Source organism: Lactobacillus sp. ESL0681, from assembly GCF_029392835.1.
In the GTDB taxonomy this organism is placed as follows: Bacteria; Bacillota; Bacilli; order Lactobacillales; family Lactobacillaceae; genus Lactobacillus.
In genome coordinates, this window is the sequence record NZ_CP113943.1 from 1,074,913 (window position 1) to 1,099,097 (window position 24,185).

Below are 24,185 nucleotides of genomic sequence, written 5' to 3' on the forward strand. Positions count from 1 at the left end.
AAATTTAATCGCCAACCCGCTTATTATCTACAAATTTTTCGTAAGCTACCTGTTCAGAGGTTTGGGTGATTTCTATCTGGTCAAGATTAAAGCACGCTTGATGAAGTTGTTCTTCTGGAATTTGAATTTCATGTGTTACCGTCGCATTTCCGATTAATTCTAACCAATAACCACTTTCAGTCTGATGAATCTGCGTCTGAACCACGCCACCAGGATTATATACAGTTATTAGCTGTTCTAATTGAACTTGCGTAGGATAATTTAAATAAAAAGCTAAGCTAGTTGCCGACATTCCCGTTCCACAAGCATTAGTAAAACCAACGCCTCGCTCATAAGTTTCCACAAATAATCGATTTTTTCCTAAAATTTGAGCAAAACTAACATTTACACCAGCTGGAAAATAAGGGTTAGCTTGATTCAACTTATGACCTAATTCTCCAAGTTCACGATGTGCTAACTTAATATCATGAACAAAGCTGATTAAATGTGGATTAGGCACAGCAATTGCGGTAAAAGCTAAATTTGAATTAAGCTGCGGCAATTTTTGGTTAATGATTTTGCTTAGACCAAAATTAGCAAATTGCAAATCCGCTTGTGCAAACGAAACCGGAGCTATTTCCACACTAAAAGCTGGCACACTAGGTGCTAAATCTGGATAACGCTTGACTTGCAGGTCGGCCTGCGGTGTTTGTACAATAAATGCTGTTTCTCTGTATTTTTCAGCTAAATAGCGCGCCACCGTCCGCAAGCCATTCCCACACATCAGTGCCTCAGAACCATCGCGATTAAATATCTTCATCTGTGCTAGTGCATCGGCATTAGTTGCCTGATCAATGACTAGTAAGCCGTCACTGCCGCCAAGCAAGCCTGACGCATGGTTGGTTATGTTAATTGCTAATTGTTGTAATTCACTAATAGTTAACGGTTGTTTCAGGACTGTTTGATCTAAAATAAAAAAACTATTCTGTGAGCCGTGGACTTTTTGCAGACTAATCATTTATTCTTACCTCATTTTCAAAAAAATTATGATAAATTTGCCGAACTGCTTCAGGCGCATCTACTCGTCTAGTTCCTAACATCATTGAAATACGTGAAGCTCCCTGATTAATCATATAAACTCCAATCTTTTTCTTAGCTAACGATTCAATCACTTGCTCCATAACGCCAACTTTACTTCTCATTCCTTCTCCCACAACCATGATAATGGCATAATCATCAATCCACTCAAGGTGGTCTGGTTGCAATTGCTCTTGAATGTCACGGCACATTTTTTGACGAAGCTCAGCCGTAAATTGCCGCTGATCAAAAATCACCGTTAAGTCATCAATTCCAGAAGGCATATGTTCATACGAGATATGATACTTATAAAATATTTGTAGTAGTTTCAGGGTAAATCCAACCTCTTTATTCAATAAATATCGATGAATATATAAAGCGGAAAAATGACTATCAGCAGCTACCCCAGTAACTATCGTATCAGGCTTGAAATTTTTCGCTGGAACAATCACTGTTCCTCGTGCCAGTGGATGATTAGTATTTTTAACTTCAATGGGAATGTTAGCAGCAATTGCTGGTAATATCGCTTCATCATGAAAAACTGAAAATCCAGCATATGACAACTCCCGCAATTCCCGATAAGTCATACGTTTAATTGCCCGTGGTTGTTTTACTATCGCTGGATCGGCTGCATAAATTGCATCAACATCAGTAAAGTTTTCATAACCATCAGCATGCAAACCGCGTGCTAGAATCGCTCCCGTAATATCTGAGCCACCACGTGAAAACGTCGCGATTTGCTGAGATTTAGTTAGACCATAAAAGCCGGGAACTACAATATATCCTCTAGGAAGTTGAAAATTAGCTAAATGCTCATAAGTTTCTTCCAAAACTTGTGCATCTTGTGGATTAGCTGAAACGGTGATTCCTAATTTGGCACTGTCAGCAAAGTGGGCAGAAATGCGCAGTTTTCTTAAAATTAGCGTCAATAACTGTGCATTTAAGATTTCACCATGAGCCTTAAACGCTGCCATTAAATAATCATCATTAGGATATTTATTTTTAGGCAGTTGTAATAAAATTTGCTTTAACGCCGCAAGTTCTTCTGTTTCAAGATCAAAATAATCAGCAATTGCCTGATACCGCGCCCAAATTTCAGTTTGGATGACTGCTGTATTCTCGTTTTTCAACGTTTTTTTGGCATATACAATTAACAAATCTGTTACTTTGCGATCGTCAGGAAATCTTTTCCCTGGTGCAGACGTAACGATAACTTTGCGCTCTGAATCTGCTTGAATAATCTTAATTATCTTCTGGACCTGCTTACCATCTGCTAGCGAGCTACCGCCAAATTTTACAACTTTCATTTGCACTAAAACTCCTTTTCCAATGGTCAATTTTTAAAATCAAAAATGATTAGTTGCCATTCTAGCATGTATTTTATAATCTGCAACTCAGCTGATTTTTATTTTCTAGTCAAAAAATAATTTTAATCCAAGTCTCTTGACATGCTGACCAAAAGAAGTTAGTATTTGCACTATCGAATGAGGTTGCAATAACCATCAGTAAGTTGACCGAGCTTTTGCTTAGCGTTGAAGCCAACTGAAAGGGGAAATTGCCGAAGTGCTAATCGTAATAAGCAAGTGATTAGTTGCTGGGGCATAGTTTAAGAGACTATGAACTGTCGCAGAATAAATCTGCGGAGCGCTATCGACAAATTGATCCCAAAAATTTAAAGGTTCTTTTGTTTCAAGCGTAAACAAAAGAACCTTTTTTAGTTAGTAAAGCTGGAGGAATGTAGCTTGGTTAAGACAAATACACAAGGACATCTGACAATTGGCGGTTGTGACGCCATCGACTTAGCTCATAATTTTGGTACACCATTAATCGTTTATGATGTGACCAAAATCAGACATCAGTTTGAGCAATTTCAAGCCGCTTTTGATGAAACCAAGATCAATTACGAAATTAGTTATGCTTCAAAAGCACTAGCAATCAAGGCAATTGACCAGGTTATCAATCAAGAACAAGGGCACCTTGACGTAGTTTCCAGCGGTGAACTAATGACTGCTGTTGCAGCGGGCTTTCCCATGGCAAAGGTCAGTTTTCATGGGAACAATAAAACCCGTGCTGAACTAAAGCTAGCTCTCGACCAGCACGTTGGGACGATTATTGTCGATAACTTTTACGAATTAACACTTTTAGAGCAATTATTAGCTGGAACTGCCAGCCAAATAAATGTCATGTTGCGACTAGCACCTGGAATTACTGCTCACACTCACGAATACATCCAAACTGGGCAAGTTGACAGCAAGTTTGGCTTTGATATTGCTTCAAGACAAGCAGAACAAGCTTTAAAACAAGTGTTAGCTAGTCAACATTTGCATTTAATTGGCTATCATGCCCATATCGGTTCACAGATTATGGCGGTTAACGGCTTTAGTGCCTTAGTAAAAAAACTAGTCAAACTGTCTGCTAATTGGCAAGAAAAATATGGCTATCAACCAGCAGTTTTAAATTTGGGCGGTGGTTTTGGCATTCAATACACTGCAAATGATCATCCATTACCACCCAAAAGCTTTATTCATCAAATTGTGACCGACTTAAAAGCTGAAATCGCTGAGACTAATTTAAATTTACCAGCGATTTGGCTAGAACCAGGTCGCGCAATCGTAGGTGCTGCTGGTTATAGTCTCTATACCATTGGAGCGCGCAAAGAAATTCCTAATCTCAGAACCTATATCAGCGTTGATGGCGGCATGGGCGACAACATTCGACCGAGTCTTTACCAAGCTAAGTATCAAGCGCTCCTAGCGAGCAACCCTCTAGCTGCACCAACCCAAACCGTGACCATTGCTGGTCGTTATTGCGAATCAGGAGATATTTTAGTGAAAAACCAACCACTACCAGATATTAGTCCGGAAGATATCTTAGCAGTGCTAGCCACTGGAGCTTATGGCTATTCGATGGCCTCCAACTATAACCGAGTTGGACGACCGGCAGTGGTTTTTGCAGAAAACGGACAAGCAAAGCTAGTAGTTAAACGAGAAACCGCTAGCGATTTAATTCGACTAGATTTAGATTATCTCAATTAAGCGAGGCAAAATTATGAAAAAAGATGCACAAGAATTAATTAATTTGATTAGCAATGCAGATAAAACAACTCCAGTTAAAGTTTTTTTACAGGGAAAATTACAGCAATTAGCTATTCCCTCAACCATTCAAGCTTTTTTAGATGACAAAATCGGCGTACTATTTGGCGACTGGCCGGTAGTTAAAGAGTGCTTGCAAGCAAATGCAGCACTCATCAGCGATTATCATATTGAAAATGAGGCCCGTAATTCTGCACTGCCATTGTTAGATCTTAAAGAAGTGGACGCTCGGATTGAACCAGGGGCAATTATACGTGACCAAGTAACGATTGGTAAACAAGCCGTTGTTATGATGGGGGCAGTCATTAATCTTGGTGCCGAAATCGGCGCTAAATCCATGGTTGATATGGGCGCGGTTATCGGTGGCAGAGCAATTATCGGCGAAAATGTTCATGTTGGCGCTAATGCCGTAATTGCTGGTGTCATCGAACCTGCCTCTGCCCAGCCAGTAATGATTGGCGATAATGTGTTAATTGGCGCTAACGCCGTAGTTTTAGAAGGAATTACAGTCGGAAGTGGCGCTGTAATTGCAGCAGGGGCCATTGTTACCAAAGACGTTGCACCAAATGCAGTGGTCGCAGGTGTTCCTGCTAAAGTAATCAAACAAGTAGATCTTAAGACTAAAAGTAAAACTGGCTTAGAAGATCAGCTGCGAAAGTTGTGACTTAAATGCCTGCACTCAATGAACAACAATTAATTAAGATTAGAAGACAACTCCATCAAATCCCTGAGCTGGCTTTAGCAGAACATGAAACCCACAAGTTACTGTTAAAAATTATTAGCAGCTTCCCGCAACAATACCTAACAATCAAGGAATTTTCTGAGTTGCCAACTGCCATTATGATTTACGTTCAGGGTAAAAATCCGCACAAAACGCTTGGTTATCGTGCTGATATTGATGGACTACCAGTCAGCGAACAAACTGGGCTGCCATTTCAATCAACCCATCCCGGCATAATGCATGCTTGTGGTCATGATCTCCACATGAGTGTTGCTCTGGGCATTCTCAGCTATTTTGCTGATCAGCAACCTACTGATAATTTAGTCTTTTTCTTCCAACCTGCCGAAGAAAGTGAAAGTGGCGCTAAATTAGCTTATGATCTTGGACTTTTTCAAGGAAAATCACACATTACTGAAATCTACGCATTGCACGATACGCCTAAACTTGCAACAGGTAGTATTGGTACATGTCTTGGAACCTTATTTGCCGGAACAACCGAAATTAACGTCGACTTTTACGGTCGAGATGGTCATGCCGCTTATCCCCAAAATGCTAATGACATGGTGGTCGCAGCAGCAGAATTCGTCAACCAAGTACAGACAATCATTTCGCGCAGTATTGATCCCTTAGAGGCTGGCGTCATTACCCTAGGAAAAATGACTGCTGGCAGTGTACGCAATGCCATCGCTGGCAGTGCTCATATCGAAGGGACTATTCGCGGTTTAAGCCAACCAATTATTGAGCAAATTAAACAGCGTCTGCAAGCAATTGCTCAAGGAATTGCTACAAGTTATAACGCACAAGTAAAACTTGACTTTAACCAAGGCGGTTATTTCCCAGTGAAAAATGATCCTAAATTAACTAAGCAATTAATTAATTTTTTACAGCAAAAATCCGATATTGATTTTGTCAAAACATCCCCTGCCATGACTGGCGAAGATTTTGGTTATCTTCTAAGCAAAATTCCCGGCACCATGTTCTGGTTAGGAGTTGGCAAAACTAGTGCACTACATTCAGCTACTTTTGTACCGGATGAACGCGCAATCATGATCGGCGTCAAAACCGTTATTGGTTTTCTAGAATATCGAATGGCGAATTTATAATATAGGAAGGAAAAATAAAAATGTTACTACAAGAAGCAGAAATTATAACTGCGATTATTACCCCTTTTAATGACGATGGATCGCTTAATTATGCTGGTCTTAAGCAACTAGTTAACCATTTAATTGCCCATGGCAGTCAGGGCTTTGTCTTTGGCGGTACAACTGGCGAAGTTGCTACGCTAACTTATGATGAGAAAATCGCGCTTTATCAAAAAGCCGTTGAAATCGTAGCAGGTCGGGTACCCATTATCGCTGGCACTGGTTCTAACAATACCGCAGCGACTATCGAGTTAACTCAAAAAGTCAGTCAAATTGCTGGGATTGATGCATTACTCGTGGTCGTACCATATTACAACAAGCCTAATCAGCGCGGGATGTTGGCCCATTTTACTGCAATCGCTGATCATTCAGACTTACCAATCATAATTTATAATATTCCCGGTCGCACTGGTGTCACGATGACTAACGAAACGGTTTTACAATTAGCAAAGCATCCCAACATTATCGGCGTTAAGCAATGTACTACCACCGAAGATTTAGAATATCTCGTAGAACATGCACCAAGCGACTTTTTAGTATATAGCGGTGAAGATAAGCAAGCTTTAGTCGCTAAAGTAATTGGCGCTCAGGGAATTATTTCTGTTGCTTCCCATCTTTATGGTGACCAAATGACGCAAATGTATCAGGCGCTTAAAGCTGGTAAGATTGCTGAAGCCGGTAGTTGGCAGCGGCTCCTTACCCCAAAGATGGACGCATTATTTTTATTTCCATCACCTTCTGGAGTAAAAGCTGTTTTGAACGCCCAAGGTTTTCATACTGGTAGCTGCCGCTTACCAATTGTTGATTTAAACGAATCCGAAAAACAACAATTAGCCCAGGCACTTGAACTACCCAATTATAATTTAGCTGCGCCGCTTGTTTTAACGTTAGGAGAAAATCATGCTTAAAGTATTTTTAGCCGGTTTTAACGGTTCAATGGGACAAGAAGTTGTTAAGTTGATCGACTCTTTACCTGATTACGAAATAACTGGTGTGTTAGCGCCGCATCTAACTAGCCTAGATCCCGCCACTTATCAGTTAGCTTCATCTGTCAAAATGTTTAAAAAGTTGACTGATATTACTGGTCAGTATGACATTTGGATTGATTTTACTGTTCCGAGCGCTGTTTATGACAATACCAAATTTGCCATAGAACACAACATTAAACCCATAATTGGTACTAGCGGCTTAACCGACGAACAAGCTGCTAAACTACAAGTTTTAGCAACCGATAAAAAAGTTGGCGGTATTATTGCCCCCAACTTTGGTCTATCAGCCATTTTATTAATGAAATTTGCTCAAATTGCAGCTGCTTACTTTCCAGATGCCGAGATTATCGAAATGCATCATGCCGATAAAAAAGATGCGCCTTCAGGAACTGCCATTCAAACCGCGCAAATCATCGCGCAAAATCGCAATCATCAACCCGAAGCAAACTTTGCAAATAATCCCGCACGTGGTGCTGACAAATATGGCATTCCTATCCACGCAGTTCGTTTACCCGGCTACGTTGCCCATGAACAAGTGCTCTTTGGCGGCGACGGTGAAGCTTTAACGATTAGACAAGATTCTTTTGATCGCCATTCCTTCATGCACGGGGTTAGATTAGCGCTTGAAAAAGTTAGCGACTTGCATAACCTAGTTATTGGCTTAGAGAACCTTATATAATAGGAAGAAAGAAGAAAATATCATGCCACAATTAGCTACAGACTTAATCGAGATTGAAAATCAGCGCTTGGCTGTTACCACCCCTTCAGCTATCCGGAAGTTTGACCAAGAAATTTCAGATATTCCAGAAATTATTAAATTAACTTTAGGAGAACCTGACTTAAATACTCCAGAACATGTTAAGCAAGCTGCCATTCACAGCATTGAAAATAATGAATCCCATTATGGCAGACAAGCTGGAAATCTCCAGTTATGTAAGGCAATCAGTGCTTATCTTAAGCGCAAACAAGAACTAGTTTATAATCCTAATAGCGAAATTATCATTACCGTTGGTGCAACCGAAGCAATCGCCACCGCAATTATTTCTCTCTTTAATCCTGGCGACGAAGTGATTGTGCCAACTCCTATCTTTGCTCTTTATTTTTCCTTATTGCAGCTATTTGGAATAACAGCTGTGACTATTAATACTGCAGATGACGATTATCTTCTAACTCCTGAAGCACTTAAGCGAACTTTAAAGCGACATCCACAAGCAAAAGGAATTATTTTAAATTATCCTAATAACCCAACCGGGCGTGAATACCCACCTAAATTAATTAAACAACTCGGCTCGCTTTTAGCCAGTCAGCAGCTCTATGTAATTTCTGATGAAATTTATAGCGAATTACTTTATAAAGCGCAAAAACATTACTCGATTGCTCGTGTTATTCCCGAGCGAACTATTTTAATTAACGGCTTATCAAAGTCACACGCAATGACGGGCTACAGAATCGGTTATCTTGCTGGTCCGCAAGCAATTATCAAAAAGATGACCACGACTCATGCTCTTTTAGTTACCACCGTGGCTAATACTACTCAAGCAGCCGCTACAGAAGCACTATCGCCTGCTGGTGACCTAGATCCACAAGCTGCTGTCAAAATATACACCGAACGCCAGCAAGTTTTGAGCGATGGCTTAACCAAATTAGGCTTGAAAGTAATTCCACCTGAAGGCGCATTCTATCTCTTCGTTAAAATCCCAGAAAAATATCAAACCGATGATAAATATTTTGCCAAGTTATTGGCGACAAAGGCACGTGTCGGTTGTATTCCGGGTAGTGCCTTTGGTCCTGGTGGTGAAGGTCATATTCGCTTTTCCTATGCAGCAAGTCTGACTGACATTGAGAAAGCAATAAACAGAATTGCACAGTTTTTAAATAACGGAGGTACTAAGCATGAACGGTTATAATGTGGCAATCTTAGGAGCAACGGGCGCCGTTGGGAGTCGCCTAATCGACCAACTGGCTCAATCAACTATCCCTGTTAAAAATTTAAAATTATTGGCTTCTAAACGCTCGGCTGGCAAAATACTACAGTTTAAAGGTGAATCGCTAACTGTTGAACAAACAACTGTTGACTCATTTAAAAATATTGATTTAGTTCTCGCTTCTGCTGGCGGTGAGGTTTCTAAAAAATTCTTGCCAATTGCCGTTGAGGCAGGTGCTGTTTGCGTTGATAACACCAGCGCTTTTCGCATGGATCCCGATGTGCCACTAGTTATCCCAGAAGTGAATCGCAATGCTTTAAAAAAACATCACGGAATTATTGCTAATCCTAACTGTTCAACCATCCAAATGGTTTTAGCTCTAGCACCGATTCGACAAAAATTCGGTTTAAAACAGGTAATTGTTTCAACTTATCAGGCAATTTCTGGAGCCGGACAGGCAGCATGGCAAGAATTATTGGATCAAACCAAGCAACACTTGTATGACAAACCAATGACTGCCAAAATTACACCAGTCAAAGGAGCAGCTAACCATTATCCCCAGGCTTTCAACTTACTACCGCAAATCGATGTTTTTGAAAAAGACGGCTACACTCATGAAGAATGGAAAATGATTCATGAAACTAAAAAGATTTTGCTAGACGACATGGATAGCCCAGACATTAAAGTCACCGCAACTTGTGTGCGCGTACCAGTAGAAATTGGTCATGGCGAATCGATTTATTTGGTTACTGCAGATAAAACTGCTACAGTTAGTGACTTACATACGTTATTAGCTACCGCCCCTGGCATTATTGTTCAAGATGAACCCGCTAAACAACTATATCCACAACCGCTAACTGCCGCGGGTAAACGCGAAACCTTTGTCGGTCGAATTCGTCTTGATGAAGAAAATCCTGGCGCATTCAATATATGGGTTGTTGCCGACAACTTGTTAAAGGGCGCTGCCTGGAATACGGTGGAAGTTGCAGAATGTTTAGTTGCAGATGATTTAATGTAAAACAAAAAGATGGTATCTCCGAATAACCTAAATTAGTTAAATAATTTTTATCTTACCATCTCATTTAGGATTATAATTAAGTTAACAATTAGTTTAAGAGGAATTTTTAAAATGAAAAGAATAACCCATTTTCAAAGAAAAGCCAAATCATTACTAATAGCAGCTACAATTCTAGTGAGTATTGGCACATTAGGATTCAAACCAACTTCAGTGGCTGCAGCAGAACCTAGCACCAACACTTTTGCTACTTTATGGAGCGGACAAGATGGCGAATGTAATTGGTCATACGATATTATTACTAGAACCTTGACCATCAGCAAGGGGACCAACGGACAGCAACTAGGAACTAAGCCAATTGCAAATTTAGTTTCTTGGAGTTCAACAATTGAACGCATTGTCTTTGCTACACCAGTTATCTTACCTATTAACTCTGATAGTAAGTTTAATAATCTACATAATCTGATTAGCATTGATAACTTTGACTTAGTTGATACCAGTCAAACGGTCAATATGAGCAATCTATTTAGTAACAATCCCAAGTTAACTAAACTTGATTTAAGTAAAATTAATACTATTAAAGTCGCCAATATGACCAACATGTTTGCTGGAGATATAAAATTAACCAGCCTCGACTTAAGCCAGTTAAATACTGAACACGTTAAAAAGAAACAAAACATGTTTACTGGCTCTGGTCTAAATAAAACCAAACCCAATAATGATCAAACAGCTAATAGCATTATCGTTAATGATCATAAAAATTAGTTAAACAAATAAAGGAGCTGAAAAAGCTCCTTTTTGTTTACAATTAATTAGCGCTAACCCATTAATTTTTATTATTTTAATTCCTTACATTTGCCTTACATTGTAAAACTAGCTATACTAAACACTATTAACGAAAGGAGTCTAATTATGCAAAATCTAACAAAAATTAGTTCCAAAATAACCAGTAAGAATCAAATTACTATTCCCAAGACCGTTAGAAATATCCTCCAAGTTAATCCTCAAGACAAAATCGAATGGTTAATCTCTCCAGACGGAAGAATCACTGTCACTACTGATAAACCAAATTTATGGGATATCATTGACGAACAAGAAAAGCAATACGGCAGTATTGCTACATCTGAAGTCGAATGGGGTGAAGATATCGAAAGTGAGGATTTTGACTAGTGCAATTGCAACAAGGAGATATTATTTGGATTGACCTTAATCCAGCCAAAGGTACCGAAATAAAAAAGACTCGCCCATGCCTTGTTGTCAGTAATGAGCACTATAATCGACACTTCAATACCATAATTATTGTGCCTATTAGTTCTTCGAAAAAATATTTGACTGAAGAAAAATATCTTCAATCACCAATGTTTATTACTATTCAACAAGAAAAAGTACATGGTACTGCACTATTGCAACATTTACGTGCAATTGATCCTACAAAACAAACAAACTGCCGAGTTGTGGCAAGACTTGAGCCAAACAAAGTAACCCAAATTAGTACAATTATTAAACAATTCTATTAAATTAGTATCAATATAAACAAAAAGGAGCTCGAAAAGCTCCTTTATTTTTTATGGTTAATTAATGCTCAGTATTTTTTACCAGCCAAACCACTTCTTTTACTTCAGCTTTAGTAGCTGAAGCCGAGTTCAAGACCTTAGCCGCATTTGCCAAAGCATTTTCATAATTAACATTATCACCAGTTAAATTATTCTGTCCATCTTTAAACAGCTGCAATAATTCCTTCTTGTCATCAGCCGTTGCTATTGCCTGATCTGCTTCAGCCTCTTGTTCAGTATTCACAGGTTCCAATTTAACATAATCATTATCAAGCTTGATATCACTTGCTTTAACAAAACCATTACTAAAAGTTAGCCGGTTAGGATCTGTTGCTGGAATCTGCTCATTAGTTTGCCTTAATACATGATAATAAAGTTCTGCTTTTTGCTGAGTCTTATTCCACAGGTAAAACAAACCATCGACACTGACAGTTTCATCTTTAGCAGGCGTCAGTGGCTTAGATAACTCTACTGCCTGATTATCATAAAGCTTAAGCGGCTCATTAGAAACAGCCGTAAACTTCCTCAAAGCAATATCATTGTAATTAACGATTGGCACTTCATTTCTTATCTTTACTTTCCAGTCATCAATGTATTCATTAGGATAATCATGTAGGCGATAGCAAGTATCATAGTAATCACCATCCTCATCATCTTGAGTAAAGGACAAATCTAGCTTAATTTTTTGTCCTTTCTTGAGCTTATGGAGAGCCTTTACGCCAGTAAATGAAGTTGTACTGGTATTTTCTCTAACAATAGCACTAACGACACCATTATATCGTGCCACATAGCCATCAATTCTTGCTACATTAATAGCCTTAATATAACGATTCTTACCTAATGAATAAAAATCCTCGCCCTTAATCCGATGAATTGGTAAATAACACTGTTCTGTCTTCCCCTCATCCAGATATTGATAATAGAAATATTTAGGCATTTTATTGGTCTTTTTTACTTTACCGGCATGCTTAACCAACGTATTATTAGCTAGTACTTTAGTCGTTTTTTTACCAGCTTGGTTATAAACTTGAGAAGCATGATTGAGCAACAATTTACCCTTTTGAATATTTTTGCCGTTCACTGAAAAGACATTAACGGCGCTAATATAGGCATTTTTGGCAAGCTGATAGTACTTCTTGCCCTTAATTTGTTTAGTCTTACCAGTATAATCAAATTCACCAATATCATCACTATCAATATAGGAATATCCATTTGCATCCGGTTCAGCAAAGCCAAGCCCAGGAATATTATTATAATATCTATATCGCTTACCATTACTTTTATAAATAAAAGGATTGCCAATAGTTTCTAACTTATGCTTAACAGCCTTTTTAGCTTGCACAGTTTCCGGTTGAACAGTTGATATTATTGGGCTTATCCCTAGCAATAATGCAGCTAGAAACATCCCTAACTTTTGAAATTTTTTCATTTTATGATACCCTATCGCGTATTAATTTCCCTTTATCAACAATATAATAATATTTATCTTTAATTTTAACCGCATCTCCGTAAGTTCTATATGGTGTATGAGCTGGAATTTCACCTATTCTTTTACCCTTATTATTATAAAGCGGGATTGCTTTATCTTGCCATTCAACTTCGTTCTTCATTCCAGTGATGTTACGCACTGGTACATAAAGTCCCTTGCCAACTAAATAAAAAAACCGCCCAGCCGCATAGTTAATATTGTCTTCTTGAGCAATTTCATGAATTTTGACATACGAGCCAGCTTTTAGCGTAATCGCATTGGCTCTATGACCTTTTTCATCATATAGATAGGTACTGTGCATGACTCGCTGCAGCTTTTTACCTACTTTAACCTGCTGCTTTTTGCTAACCTTGAAGTTACTTAGTGATAAAAAGTGTTGGTCATCCAAAACATAGAACTTATGACCCTTAATTTTTTTCGTACCATTAACGTTAACAATTGAACCAGACTTCAACAATGTCTTATTAAGTTGCTTACCCTGCTCGTTAAATAAATAGGTATCCTTTTTAAGCTTGACTTGTTTTTGCCCAGCAATCTTGACGGTTACCTCAACAAATTTAAATGTACCATCTGGTAAAACTATTCCTACTCTACCATCGGATAAACCATTAATGATTGTCTTAGGCTTCCTGATCCAAGAAAAAGTTGTGCCTGCTGGCATATCCTGCCAATTAGCCAAACTTAATCTAGCATAATCATCATTTTGAGTTATTTTAGTGTTAGTCGGAATAACTACTTCTTGCCCCTTGGGCTGAGCCACTGGTGTAATTGCATCATAGTCAATTTCCGCTGCCGAATCAGTAGTATCAGCAGCAAAAACAGGTCGATTGGTATTTGCTATGTAGCTAAAGAATAATAAACATGAGCAAAACGCTAGTTTAAGACAATTCCTAAGTTTCTTTTCTTTCATTGTTTTTCCTGATTCTTAACATCAATATAAGTTTACCTTTATCATAATTCTTTAGTTAACCAGTGTAAAGCGCTTATATTATATTTAAAAGTAGCAAGAATAATTTAGCTACAATAAAAGCCATTGAGTCTGTATTGACTTAATGGCTTATTTGAAACCTTTAACTATTCTGCTTGAGTAATTGCTTGGACAGCGTTTCGACCAGAAAATATACAATAACCTGCATGAGTACCCGGTACATTAACACCGTAGGTGTCACCATAAAGAACAGCTGACCCATCACTACCAATAGCATACAATCCCTTAATCGGTCGACCTTCAGTGTTCAGAACTTCATTATCAACATTAACTCGCAACCCATCGCCAGTCGTATATGCTCCTACTCCTAATTCAATAGCATAAACTGGACCATCTCCTGTGATTGGCAACATATACTTAGCTGGCTTATGAAAATCGGTATCTTCACCATTTTTAGCCATTTCATTATAATGCTTAACATACGCTGGCAAATTTGGCGTATTAATTGCATGTGCTAATTCTTCAATAGTTTCGGCTTTATGTAGGTATTTGCGACCATCTTTTTCTGCTTGTTCAATATCAGCCCGCAAAGTTGGATAACGATCTTCAGGAATTACCGGTTTCATTGAACGTGGATATGACTTATCAGTAAAATCATCTAAAATATTTTGACTAAAGATACAGAAAACACGATCCTGCCGATTCATCGCATTGCCTTCATTTGCCCAATTAACTACGCAGGCACTTTCATCAACAAAGCGCTCACCTAGTTCGTTAACCCACATCTGCGGTTGATCACAAACAGAACTCCAAATTGCTGTACCCCAGAGTTTAAATGATGGAACAGTTTTATCTTTTAATTGTCCACCAAACATCATTGACATACCTGTAAAATACTTTTTAGCACCAAGTTGCCAAGCCAAGCGCAATCCATCACCTGTACTTTTGCCAGAATTAACTGGAATAACATTCTCGGGATTCTGATGAGGCGTTTGACTAAATAATTTTTCATCGTTTAAGTATCCGCCAGTTGCTAAAATCACATTCTGCGTATTAACAATTTCAGTTACCTTATCGGTAACATTTTCTAAAACAACCTCATAGCTCTGATCTTGGACTTGCTTTAAATCAGTAACTTTAGTCAGCGTTTTAATCGTTAGCCCCCTTTTCTTAGCATATGGTTCTAGACCATTATGGATCGCATCATGCCCTTTACCTTCAAACAGGTGCCAACTTCTAACGCTAGTTCCCATACTAACTACCATGGCAAACTTAACTCCACGCTCTTCAAGCCAAGAAACATTCTTACCAGCACTGGCAATATACTTCTGCCACATCTTGCCGTCACCTTTATAGTGTGAGTATTCCAGCTCTTCTTTGAGCAGCTCGGTTTTATCAATTACCGCATGCTCTTTTTTCTGTAATTCAGAATCAGCTGCAAAGACCCCTTCAACGTAGTTACCAGTCCCGCCTGTGGTCTTGCCTTTTTCAATTAATAACGTCTTTAAATTATTATCAACAGCTTCAGTAGCAGCTGCAAAGCCAGCTAGTCCAGCACCAACAACCACTACATCATATTTTTGAGTCATATTTTTATCCTTCTTTATCTGTCTTCACCATTTGGGCAGCATCAATTCCGGCCAAACGACCAGAGATATAGGCAAAACCAAGTGTTCCACCTTCAAAATCAACATAAGCCTTGCCATACATTCCTGAGGCATCTGCTCCTGTAACATACAAATTAGTTACAGGTTCACCAGCAGGTGTAAGAGCGTGCATCTTTTCATCAATTGTAGCACCGCCAAGTGTACCCAAATTGCGTGCGATAAATTTCACCGCATAAAATGGTCCTTGTTCTACAGGAATCATACGCTCAGGATCAGAAAAGAATAACTCGTCTTCTCCTACTTGTTTAGCATGATTATATTGGTTAACAGACTGTTGTAAATTAACTGAATCAACACCCATTTTATCAGCCAATTCCGAAACGGTCTTGCCAACAAACACTACGTCAGTTGTTGACAGCTTCTTGAGCAAGCTAGTAAAATCAGTTTTTTCATGTTCACGCTTGATACTCTCAGCGGTATCAGTTGGAAAATTAAATTCCATGTAAAATTGTCGTTTATTCTTCCATTTGTCATAATGTTCCTCAATTGCCGCAGTACCACCTGCTTTAATCTTATCAAGCATGGCTTGATCAAAAATAACAAATTCAGTTTGTTTAGGCTGCTCAGACAACTCAGCACCATGTACAGCAAAATCCAAAGCATGCGTTTCACTAGCATAGCGTTGTCCACGAAGATTAACCCGTAAGTTGGGAAAGTCTGCTAAAGCATTTAATGGCAGCCAATCTGGACCAACTAACTTAGCCATCGCATTAGTATCTTCATTGCTAAAAGTCTGCCAGAAATAATGCGTTGAACCATTAATATGATGAGCAGTGCCAGCATCCCAAGCCATATTTAAGCCATCACCAGTGTTTTGCAAAACTTGACCTGGTGTACTAACATCACCCAAATATTTCTTACGCATTTTAGGATTCCCACCAAAACCACCAGTAGCAATAATAGTTTTTTGAGCATGAACTTCAAGCTCACTCTCATCACCTTGCGCAATTAATCCAGTAACTGCACCAGTATTATCTTGCAGTATCTTTTTACCAGTAAAACCAAAATACACCTTACCGCCTAATGATTTTAACTTATCTATTAAGTTAGTAATTGCCTTAGTTCCACCTTCTTGATAACCATGGAGTGTTGCGGGCATACCAATATGATCATAGCTGCCACCTGTACCGGCATCAACCAGTTTCATAATAGCGCCATTTTCATTAAGCCAATCAACAGTTTTACCTGATTCATCAATAATCCGGCGCACTAAAATTGAATTCATGTAGCCTTGAGAAGCATCCATATATTCGTCATAAAGCCATTTTTTAGATACTACTTTTCCTGCGTCTTTTTGCTGCTGACTGTCAGCCGCAAACATCCCTCCAGCAAAAGTTCCCGCTCCAAGTGGGGATACTGTCTTTTCAATCAACGCTACACTTACACCTTCTTGCTTAGCAGCCAGAGCAGCCGCAACACCGGCTGACCCAGCACCAACCACGGCGACATCAACGTCAATTACTTCTTTAGTAGTACCTGTATTCTTTGATCCATTAGACTTTAGAGCAGTAAAATCCACATCTGCTTTAGTCAAAGCTTCTTTGACACCCGTAATTATTCCGCGAGAGGTTTCCGAAGCACCAGACACAACATCAACATCAACAGATTGCTCATTAATAATTTTCTGTGCCATTTTTTGGAAAGCATTGGCAGCCAAACTATCCGGAGCAAAATTATTCATAGCCTTGATCTGATTTATCTTATCTTGACCAATTTCAACTTCAACATTAATTAACTCATCTTTACCCTGACCTGAGCCAGTATATTTACCAGGTTTATTTGTAATTTTATTTTTCATTTATAACCAAAATCCTTTCGAATCCTATCCGTGGCGACGTGCACTGTTAGCATCAGGTAATAGTGCAATAAAAATCGCTGTTAAAGCAAAAACTGTCCCCTGAACGATAAAAGTAGTTACATAGCTCTTACCAGCAATCGCAGAAATAATTACCGGTACACAATATGAAAGTAGTAATGAAATCGTACCAACTAAGCCACCGGCACTACCAGCATATTTAGGTCCAATTTCAGGAAATTGAATTGGCATTGCTTGCATAATTGGTCCAGTCATTGCACCTAGCAGTCCACCCAGAATTAAGTTAGCTGTTAATACTATTCCTAGCGGCATGTACCAAGTAATTGCCATTGAAATACCACCTAAAATAGTAATCAACATCATTAATGGTTTAGCACGTTTTGATTTATCAACAATTGCTGGACCAAAGGCACTACCACACATACTGCCTACAGTGGCAATTGCCGCAATCGTACCGGCTTGCGTCGGTGTCATTCCTCTAGCTGCAAAAGCTTGAGGTAAAATTCCAGAAAAAGCTTCACTTGCACCCATACCGAAGCCAACAGACATTGCAACAATCCAAGTCTTTTTACTTTTAGCAGCAACTTTAAAGAAGTCCCATGAAGATTCCTTGTGTTCGGCTACAACTTCTTGTTTAGGTAATTCCTCACCAGCTGGAACATCCTTAACAAAAACAATCCAACAAACTGCTAAAATAAGTAAAACAACTGATGAAAAAATATAAGCGGTCTGAACATTAGGAAACATTGGTCCCGTAATTTGCGAAAGCATGATTCCAACACTGGCTGATGCAAAGAAAATTCCCATCGCCATGTTAGTATCTTGTTTAAACCAAGTCCCAAATAATTTCATCGTATTAGCGTTGAGTAATGCCATGTAAACTCCAAATAATAGCAGTATTATCATCATTGTAATAAAGTTACTAGCCCATAAGCGACCGAATGCTCCAATAACCGATACAACTAAACCAACTGTAACTATTTTCTTAGCGCCAAACTTATCTGCTAATGACCCAGCAGGAATACTGAGAAACACGGCAATTAACATCGGCGCCATCAATAAACTCGAAAATTGTGGTTGAGTCAAATGTAGCTCCGGCATAATCTGAGTGGCTAATGCAGATATTTGAAACTGAACATAATTGCTAATCATATCAAGTGATGCTGCAATCGCTAAGATCACCCACCGATAATTAGAAAGTTTTGGTAATTGTTTTTCTTCCATTATTAAATCTTCTTTCTTAAATAAAATTAATTCTCACTAGCAAACTGCCCAGCTAATCGACCGAATGTTTGAGCATGACTACAAGTAAGTCCTGGTACTCTGTCTGGATAACTACCCCAGAAGAACCCTCCACTAGCATTACCTGCTGCATAAAGATGTGGAATTGCCTGCCCTTTTTTATTAATGACTTGCATTTTGGTATTAATTCGTAAACCATCTAGTGTGGCTAGCAGACGGCCACCCATAATAACACCATAGTATGGTCCCTTTTTAATTGGGAACAATCTAAACTGTTCTTTACCAAAATCCGTATCAATGCCTTGGTCATACATTTTGTTGTATGTCCTAACGCTAGCGACTAAGTTATCTCCTGGTAAGTTTAATTTCTGGGCCAATTCTGCAATTGTATCTGCTTTTTGAATCATGCCATCCGCAATTCGGCGCTCAACCTCAGCCTTATTTTCTTCAGTGTTATAAATTCCTGGAAAACCTAACCGTGAACAACCTTGCGTCTTAAATTGAGCTAGGTGATCCATAGTATCTCCTGACCAAATTTCAGCCTCCAAATATCCTGGTTGCTTAGCTGCCGCATTAATATCAAATTGGTACGGAACACTTTCGTTGCCAAAACGTTCCCCATATAAATTAACTTTGAGTAATGGGTAAGCTCCCATCCAAAAATAACCCGGATCTTTATAGTCAACCACATAGTGCTTTTCTGCATCTGTACCAACATGAACTGCACCACGATCAAAGATAATTTCTGCTGGTTCTTCATCTCGAGCAGCACCAGCCTTTAACCCTGCTAAAATACCTGACCCATCATCACGTGGACTATCAGAATAGACATTTTTCTTATAACCTAGTGGATCCCACTTCTGCATTAGCTCAGTGTTAGCACCATAACCACCTGTACAAATGATGACACCTTTTTTAGCATAAAATTCCGTCTTAATACCTGAATTACGATCACTAGCAACAATTCCTGTAACACTACCATCATCAGCTGTTATCAACTCTTCCAGCTTGGTGTTGTACTTGAGAGTAACTCCAAGTTCCTTGAGTTTATCCATGATCCAATCACCGTAGTGTGCCCAATCATTATCTGGAGTAGCTACTGCTAATTCAGTATTAAAAGCAGTGTTGACTACAGTTTCATAATTTGCATCTACTTGAGGTTTTAAAATACCGCCATTAGGCTTTAGAATATTGTCTTCTAGCCAATTAGCTGTTTCATCAGTGTGGTTAGCCCATGTCCAAAGTAACCGCTCATCAACATTATCTTGAAAAAACAATGTTAAAAAATTTATTAGTTTAGCTTTATCAACCTTTATCCCAGCTCTTCTTTGTGCATTACTGTCTAAAGCCGCAAAAAAAGACCGAAAAAGAAATCTTGAGCTAGCCATTTTATCAATTAATAAAACTTTAGCCCCATTTTCTGCGGCAGCCATCGCTGCCATGGCACCAGCATTACTAGCACCTGCTACTATCACATCATAAGTATCTTTCATCTTTAATCCCTCACTAAAAAGAATTATCTTAATCCGCTTTCATAATACTATTATTCAAGTGAATCTTTGCACTTAATTTAGAATTGAGGATTACATAATGGAATAAACAAAATATTTAGATACAAAAAAAGCTCGTAATAGTTAAATTAGTAAACTATTACAGGCTAAAAATAATTATTATATTTTCTACGATTTATTTTTCAGAGGAACAACTTCTCTAATGGCACTTTTCAAGGCTTTGCTAATCTTTTCTAAGACAGCTTTATTATTGAATGAATCCATATATGCCACTCCATATGGTGAAATTTCATGATAATCAACTGGAATATAGCTAGCTCCATTAGCTTGATAATCAGCAATAAAATTAGGTAAGATGCCATATCCCCAGCCAGCTTTAACATAAATATCCATTGTCATATAATCTTGAACAAACTTGACATTTTGCGTTCCCATATCTTGAATTAATAAATTTTGATATTGGATTTGTACATTGAGTGAACTATTAGGATCAATTAAAAAGATATTTTCATCTCTAAGATCATTTAGTGTTACTAACTCTTTTTTAGCTAGAGCAGAATCCTCAGGACAAGCTACGACAAAGTGTCCAGAAATTAACGATTCAAATTGCACATCCGGCACAATATCTACATCATCACGAGCAATAATACAAACGTCCACATGATGATTAAGCAATTCACCAATAGAATTCTTCAAGACAAAAACAAATTGTACATTTAATTCACTATCTGATTTGCGTAATTTTCGTAAAAAGATTGGCAATACTTTTTGTTCTAACGGTGTATCACAAACTCCAACACGTAATAAAGTTTCCGTATTATTTTTTTGATTCTGCAAATAGGCAACCGTATAATCCATGTCATCCACTACGTTGCGGGCAACATGATAAAAATATCTACCAGCATTAGTAAGTGAAATACGATGGTGGGCACGATTAATTAAAGTTACACCAACAGTATTTTCTAAATCTTTAATGTTTTTCGATACTGCCGATTGTGAAAAATTAAGCCTCTCAGCAGCTATTGTAAAACTAGAATTATCAACTGCTTTGATGAAACATTTTAATTGGGTAAAATTCATTTTAAACTCTCCATTATTATTGAATTATTCAACATCGGATTAGAGTTTTTCTTTTAATGTGATTTAATTTTAAATTATAAAAGCGGATACTTATAAACTAAGTATATTACTCTTGTGATTATTTGTACAATGCTATTTATTACTTTTTATAAGCTTTTTTCCTAATGCAAAGTTTCCAATAGTAGCAGATTTATTATTTGCAAACATCGGCATCGTAATATATTTGTCCAAGTTGGGCATCTCTACATAACCATTAAGCATAGCATTTAAATCTTTTCTGACTTTTTTCAAAAATGGCTCACTTGTCACACCACCGCCAAAAACAATTTTTTCTGGACGTAGGATAAGTGTTGTTTGCATCGCAGCTTGAGCAACGTAATAGCTCATAATATCCCAAACATGATTTTCCAGAGAAACACTAGCACCTTTTTGACTAAGCCGAGCTTCAAAAGTAGGCCCAGAAACTAAGCCCTCTAAGCAATCATTGTGATATGGACAAATTCCTTGAAACTCTATATCATCTGGATGTCTTTTCACAAAAACATGCCCCATTTCTGAATGACCCAAACTACCTACAATTTTGCCTTCCAGTATTGCTCCACCACCTACTCCTGTTCCGATAGTGTAATAAACCAGTGAACTAACTGGCGTCTCAGATAACTTAGACGCAATGTATTCACCATAAGCCGCTCCATTTACATCTGTGGTAAAAAATATCGGAATATCTAATGCTGTTTGCAAAATGCTAACAATATTAACATTTTGCCAGCCTGCCTTAGGTGTAGTAGTAATGCAGCCATAATTAGCTGCCGTCTTTCTAATTTCTATTGGTCCAAACGATGCAATACTAAGAGAGTCCAACTTATACCCTTTAAAATAATCTATAACTTTCGTAAGTGTTTCTTCAGGCATAGTTGTCGGCAAGACAATTTCATCTTTAATCCGATATTCTTCATCACCTACTGCACAAACAAACTTTGTCCCTCCTGCTTCGATCGACCCAATTAACATATCTACCTCCATAATTAATAACTAGTTTTGATTAACATACTAATAGCATCTTTAATCTCTTGCGGATTTTTACTTCTATCAATAATTTGACGAAAACTTGTATTTCCTTGTAAATCAACTATAAAATCAAACAGCTTCTGAATACTTAAATAATCTTCTCTTGAAATTGCTAGTAAAAATACATATTTTACCTCATTGTTCTCATCCCAAAGAATTGGTCTTTTTAATCTTGCAAATGAAACCTTAGATTTTTTTGTGGCATACCCTAGAGAATGTGGAATGGCAATCTTACCGCCAATTGCAGTAGAATACATTTTTTCTCTCTCATATACTTTTTTCATATAATCTTTAGTTACAACTTTTTGGCTCTCTAAATTTTTGATTAGCATATCTAGTAGTTGACGCTTTGTCAATTGCTCATCTAACAAATAAATATTATTTCTATCAAATAACTTATCAATTGCACCATATGGATTATTCAAAGATTTTAAATAATCAGACAATTGCATAAGATCATTATGAAAATTTGCCAAGTCAATTTTTATTACCGGTATTGGTGAGTTATTTAATGGAACAGTAGCTATTAAAAAATCATTGTTAGCAGCGCTACCTTCTAAATATTCATCATAAGTATACGTACCTGTAATATTGATAAAAGAACTAAATTGCGTTTGCAACTTTGCCTTGATTAAGGCAGCCATAGAAGCCCCAGTACTACAAACCAAAGCAACATTTTTCTTGGCAGATAATTCTCCTTGTCTTTCAACAGCAGCACCAATATGAAGCGTGATAAAAGATACTTCATCATCATTAAGATGCAACTTTAACATATTTTCTAAGACGGGTGCCGCATAAACCGTCATTTCATAAGCATAAGGAAAAGTAGACAAGATCACGTTCAGTAATGGATTCTTTCTGTCACCATTCATTTTTTTGATCTTAACCAAATTTGTTAAATGTTGAATTAAATTAACATGCAGTTCTTGATCGTTTAACAAATCAATTGCAAATTTAACTTTGATATTTGTTAAAAAAGTAGTTACCGCTTCTTCAATGCTTTTACTAATATCAAATTTACTATTTGTCACACATTCAGGATAATTTATAGCAAAATGATAAATTAAATCATTTGCTTCATTTTGATTAAATTTTATTTGAAACTTTTCTTCAATCTTTCTTGATAAGACCAACAACGAATTTAAAACTGTTTGATCTATTTTTAAGATATTACTTGAGTCTAAATGATGTCCTAACTTAACTCTAGAAATACTTAATGCTACATGCAAAATTATGTTCTTAGCATTGATATCCGTTATTTTATAATTATAATGTCGTAAAAAGCCATGAACAATTTGCTTAAGCAACTCTAAGTCAACATTATAAAAAATGGTCTTTTCTTGTTCTGTAAAATCAACAATATAGGTATTGGCTTTTTTATTTATTAATCTAGTAATTATAAAATTTCTTTTCGCTAGTTCTGAACCTTCCACAAAATAATTATCCTGATTTTTAGAGATTTTTAAATCAAATTTTGAAAATTCCTTTTTAATTGTTACCAAATAACTAAAAAAAGTATTATCACTGATAAAAAATTGCTCTGTTAATTCGGTAATGTTTACCACATCATTAACTAACAAATATTGTTCAATTTCTTGAATTCGCTCTAAAAAATTTGACGCCGGCAATTTACTCTGCCTGATATCCAGTAACTTTTTACGAGTTTGTTTAGAGACACCTTCGATATAAAATCCTGCCATACGTTTATTCTTGATTTGCACATTATATTTATCCAACTCTTTATTTAATTCTTGGATATCATTTCTAATCGTTCTGGTACTAACACCAAAGTTTTGAGCTAAAAATGAAGCAGAAAAGTATTTATTAGAAGAATCATTCAATAGAATTTTCAGGATATTGCCTAATCTTTTATGAGAAAGTTCCATACAAG

Annotated in this window: 21 protein-coding genes and 1 riboswitch; of the genes, 10 read left to right on the forward strand and 11 right to left on the reverse strand. The window is 37.5% G+C overall.

The window, feature by feature from the left end; genetic code table 11:
* Positions 1-4 precede the first annotated feature (4 nt).
* Together dapF and OZX59_RS05190 are read right to left on the reverse strand one after the other, a co-directional pair.
* Positions 5-997, reverse strand: a complete 993-nt coding sequence (gene dapF / locus OZX59_RS05185) for a diaminopimelate epimerase (RefSeq protein ID WP_277124930.1) — start codon at positions 995-997, stop codon at positions 5-7.
* Positions 990-2,363 carry an aspartate kinase gene (locus OZX59_RS05190; protein WP_277124932.1) on the reverse strand — a complete coding sequence of 458 codons (1,374 nt, stop codon included), beginning with the start codon at positions 2,361-2,363 and terminating at the stop codon, positions 990-992. Before OZX59_RS05190 ends, dapF begins: the two co-directional genes overlap by 8 nt.
* A gap of 169 nt (positions 2,364-2,532) precedes the next feature.
* Positions 2,533-2,714, forward strand: a riboswitch (Lysine riboswitch).
* Positions 2,715-2,798: 84 nt separating this feature from the next.
* On the opposite strand from OZX59_RS05190, the gene lysA reads away from it, so the two are divergent.
* The 10 genes from lysA to OZX59_RS05240 all read left to right on the forward strand — a co-directional run bounded on the left by lysA (position 2,799) and on the right by OZX59_RS05240 (position 11,457).
* Positions 2,799-4,091, forward strand: a complete 1,293-nt coding sequence (lysA, locus tag OZX59_RS05195; RefSeq protein WP_277124934.1) for a diaminopimelate decarboxylase — start codon at positions 2,799-2,801, stop codon at positions 4,089-4,091.
* Positions 4,092-4,101: 10 nt separating this feature from the next.
* The gene (gene dapD / locus OZX59_RS05200) at positions 4,102-4,812 is read left to right on the forward strand and encodes a 2,3,4,5-tetrahydropyridine-2,6-dicarboxylate N-acetyltransferase (RefSeq protein WP_277126994.1); all 711 of its coding nucleotides are present in this window, start codon (positions 4,102-4,104) and stop codon (positions 4,810-4,812) included.
* Between the two features lie 5 nt (positions 4,813-4,817).
* Entirely contained in the window at positions 4,818-5,972 is a 1,155-nt protein-coding gene (locus OZX59_RS05205; protein ID WP_277124936.1) for an N-acetyldiaminopimelate deacetylase, read from the forward strand.
* Between the two features lie 20 nt (positions 5,973-5,992).
* Positions 5,993-6,919, forward strand: a complete 927-nt coding sequence (dapA, locus tag OZX59_RS05210) for a 4-hydroxy-tetrahydrodipicolinate synthase (RefSeq protein ID WP_277124938.1) — start codon at positions 5,993-5,995, stop codon at positions 6,917-6,919.
* Complete coding sequence (dapB, locus tag OZX59_RS05215) at positions 6,912-7,679, forward strand: 4-hydroxy-tetrahydrodipicolinate reductase (protein WP_277124940.1); 768 nt, start codon at positions 6,912-6,914, stop codon at positions 7,677-7,679. Before dapA ends, dapB begins: the two co-directional genes overlap by 8 nt.
* Positions 7,680-7,701: 22 nt before the next feature.
* Complete coding sequence (locus OZX59_RS05220) at positions 7,702-8,907, forward strand: aminotransferase class I/II-fold pyridoxal phosphate-dependent enzyme (RefSeq protein ID WP_277124942.1); 1,206 nt, start codon at positions 7,702-7,704, stop codon at positions 8,905-8,907.
* Positions 8,894-9,943, forward strand: a complete 1,050-nt coding sequence (locus OZX59_RS05225) for an aspartate-semialdehyde dehydrogenase (protein WP_277124944.1) — start codon at positions 8,894-8,896, stop codon at positions 9,941-9,943. The genes OZX59_RS05220 and OZX59_RS05225 overlap by 14 nt, the downstream gene beginning before the upstream one ends.
* Before the next feature lie 111 nt (positions 9,944-10,054).
* Positions 10,055-10,705: a BspA family leucine-rich repeat surface protein gene (locus OZX59_RS05230; RefSeq protein WP_277124946.1), complete on the forward strand. Its 651-nt coding sequence runs from the start codon at positions 10,055-10,057 to the stop codon at positions 10,703-10,705.
* Positions 10,706-10,852: 147 nt separating this feature from the next.
* Positions 10,853-11,110 carry a type II toxin-antitoxin system PrlF family antitoxin gene (locus OZX59_RS05235; protein ID WP_277124948.1) on the forward strand — a complete coding sequence of 86 codons (258 nt, stop codon included), beginning with the start codon at positions 10,853-10,855 and terminating at the stop codon, positions 11,108-11,110.
* Positions 11,110-11,457, forward strand: coding sequence for a type II toxin-antitoxin system PemK/MazF family toxin (locus OZX59_RS05240; RefSeq protein ID WP_277124950.1), 348 nt, complete (start codon positions 11,110-11,112; stop codon positions 11,455-11,457). Before OZX59_RS05235 ends, OZX59_RS05240 begins: the two co-directional genes overlap by 1 nt.
* A 58-nt stretch (positions 11,458-11,515) precedes the next feature.
* On the opposite strand, the gene OZX59_RS05245 is transcribed toward OZX59_RS05240, so the two are convergent.
* The 9 genes from OZX59_RS05245 to OZX59_RS05285 form a co-directional block, all read right to left on the reverse strand.
* On the reverse strand, positions 11,516-12,922 hold the full coding sequence (locus OZX59_RS05245) for an SLAP domain-containing protein (RefSeq protein ID WP_277124952.1): 1,407 nt from the start codon (positions 12,920-12,922) through the stop codon (positions 11,516-11,518).
* 1 nt (position 12,923) lies between these two features.
* The gene (locus tag OZX59_RS05250) at positions 12,924-13,892 is read right to left on the reverse strand and encodes an SLAP domain-containing protein (RefSeq protein ID WP_277124953.1); all 969 of its coding nucleotides are present in this window, start codon (positions 13,890-13,892) and stop codon (positions 12,924-12,926) included.
* Between the two features lie 164 nt (positions 13,893-14,056).
* Positions 14,057-15,499, reverse strand: a complete 1,443-nt coding sequence (locus OZX59_RS05255) for an FAD-dependent oxidoreductase (protein ID WP_277124955.1) — start codon at positions 15,497-15,499, stop codon at positions 14,057-14,059.
* Positions 15,500-15,503: 4 nt separating this feature from the next.
* Positions 15,504-17,375: an FAD-dependent oxidoreductase gene (locus tag OZX59_RS05260; RefSeq protein ID WP_277124957.1), complete on the reverse strand. Its 1,872-nt coding sequence runs from the start codon at positions 17,373-17,375 to the stop codon at positions 15,504-15,506.
* Between the two features lie 24 nt (positions 17,376-17,399).
* On the reverse strand, positions 17,400-18,617 hold the full coding sequence (locus tag OZX59_RS05265; RefSeq protein WP_277124959.1) for an MFS transporter: 1,218 nt from the start codon (positions 18,615-18,617) through the stop codon (positions 17,400-17,402).
* A gap of 26 nt (positions 18,618-18,643) precedes the next feature.
* On the reverse strand, positions 18,644-20,128 hold the full coding sequence (locus tag OZX59_RS05270) for an FAD-binding protein (protein ID WP_277124961.1): 1,485 nt from the start codon (positions 20,126-20,128) through the stop codon (positions 18,644-18,646).
* A 186-nt stretch (positions 20,129-20,314) separates the two neighbouring features.
* Positions 20,315-21,226 carry a LysR family transcriptional regulator gene (locus OZX59_RS05275; RefSeq protein WP_277124963.1) on the reverse strand — a complete coding sequence of 304 codons (912 nt, stop codon included), beginning with the start codon at positions 21,224-21,226 and terminating at the stop codon, positions 20,315-20,317.
* Between the two features lie 132 nt (positions 21,227-21,358).
* A complete protein-coding gene (locus OZX59_RS05280) occupies positions 21,359-22,237 on the reverse strand; it encodes an ROK family protein (protein WP_277124965.1) in 879 nt (292 codons plus the stop codon).
* 14 nt (positions 22,238-22,251) lie between these two features.
* On the reverse strand, positions 22,252-24,180 hold the full coding sequence (locus OZX59_RS05285; protein ID WP_277124967.1) for a PTS sugar transporter subunit IIA: 1,929 nt from the start codon (positions 24,178-24,180) through the stop codon (positions 22,252-22,254).
* Between the last annotated feature and the right edge of the window lie 5 nt (positions 24,181-24,185).

What these genes read in the sequence shown, in the direction of transcription:
- OZX59_RS05235 (WP_277124948.1), top strand. Translation starts at nt 10,853, where the DNA reads ATGCAAAATCTAACAAAAATTAGTTCCAAAATAACCAGTAAGAATCAA.
- OZX59_RS05280 (WP_277124965.1), bottom strand. Translation starts at nt 22,237, where the DNA reads ATGTTAATTGGGTCGATCGAAGCAGGAGGGACAAAGTTTGTTTGTGCA.
- OZX59_RS05265 (WP_277124959.1), bottom strand. Translation starts at nt 18,617, where the DNA reads ATGGAAGAAAAACAATTACCAAAACTTTCTAATTATCGGTGGGTGATC.
- OZX59_RS05245 (WP_277124952.1), bottom strand. Translation starts at nt 12,922, where the DNA reads ATGAAAAAATTTCAAAAGTTAGGGATGTTTCTAGCTGCATTATTGCTA.
- OZX59_RS05285 (WP_277124967.1), bottom strand. Translation starts at nt 24,180, where the DNA reads ATGGAACTTTCTCATAAAAGATTAGGCAATATCCTGAAAATTCTATTG.
- OZX59_RS05270 (WP_277124961.1), bottom strand. Translation starts at nt 20,128, where the DNA reads ATGAAAGATACTTATGATGTGATAGTAGCAGGTGCTAGTAATGCTGGT.
- OZX59_RS05225 (WP_277124944.1), top strand. Translation starts at nt 8,894, where the DNA reads ATGAACGGTTATAATGTGGCAATCTTAGGAGCAACGGGCGCCGTTGGG.
- OZX59_RS05205 (WP_277124936.1), top strand. Translation starts at nt 4,818, where the DNA reads ATGCCTGCACTCAATGAACAACAATTAATTAAGATTAGAAGACAACTC.
- OZX59_RS05250 (WP_277124953.1), bottom strand. Translation starts at nt 13,892, where the DNA reads ATGAAAGAAAAGAAACTTAGGAATTGTCTTAAACTAGCGTTTTGCTCA.
- OZX59_RS05230 (WP_277124946.1), top strand. Translation starts at nt 10,055, where the DNA reads ATGAAAAGAATAACCCATTTTCAAAGAAAAGCCAAATCATTACTAATA.
- dapB (WP_277124940.1), top strand. Translation starts at nt 6,912, where the DNA reads ATGCTTAAAGTATTTTTAGCCGGTTTTAACGGTTCAATGGGACAAGAA.
- OZX59_RS05275 (WP_277124963.1), bottom strand. Translation starts at nt 21,226, where the DNA reads ATGAATTTTACCCAATTAAAATGTTTCATCAAAGCAGTTGATAATTCT.
- OZX59_RS05260 (WP_277124957.1), bottom strand. Translation starts at nt 17,375, where the DNA reads ATGAAAAATAAAATTACAAATAAACCTGGTAAATATACTGGCTCAGGT.
- dapF (WP_277124930.1), bottom strand. Translation starts at nt 997, where the DNA reads ATGATTAGTCTGCAAAAAGTCCACGGCTCACAGAATAGTTTTTTTATT.
- OZX59_RS05255 (WP_277124955.1), bottom strand. Translation starts at nt 15,499, where the DNA reads ATGACTCAAAAATATGATGTAGTGGTTGTTGGTGCTGGACTAGCTGGC.
- OZX59_RS05190 (WP_277124932.1), bottom strand. Translation starts at nt 2,363, where the DNA reads ATGAAAGTTGTAAAATTTGGCGGTAGCTCGCTAGCAGATGGTAAGCAG.
- dapA (WP_277124938.1), top strand. Translation starts at nt 5,993, where the DNA reads ATGTTACTACAAGAAGCAGAAATTATAACTGCGATTATTACCCCTTTT.
- OZX59_RS05220 (WP_277124942.1), top strand. Translation starts at nt 7,702, where the DNA reads ATGCCACAATTAGCTACAGACTTAATCGAGATTGAAAATCAGCGCTTG.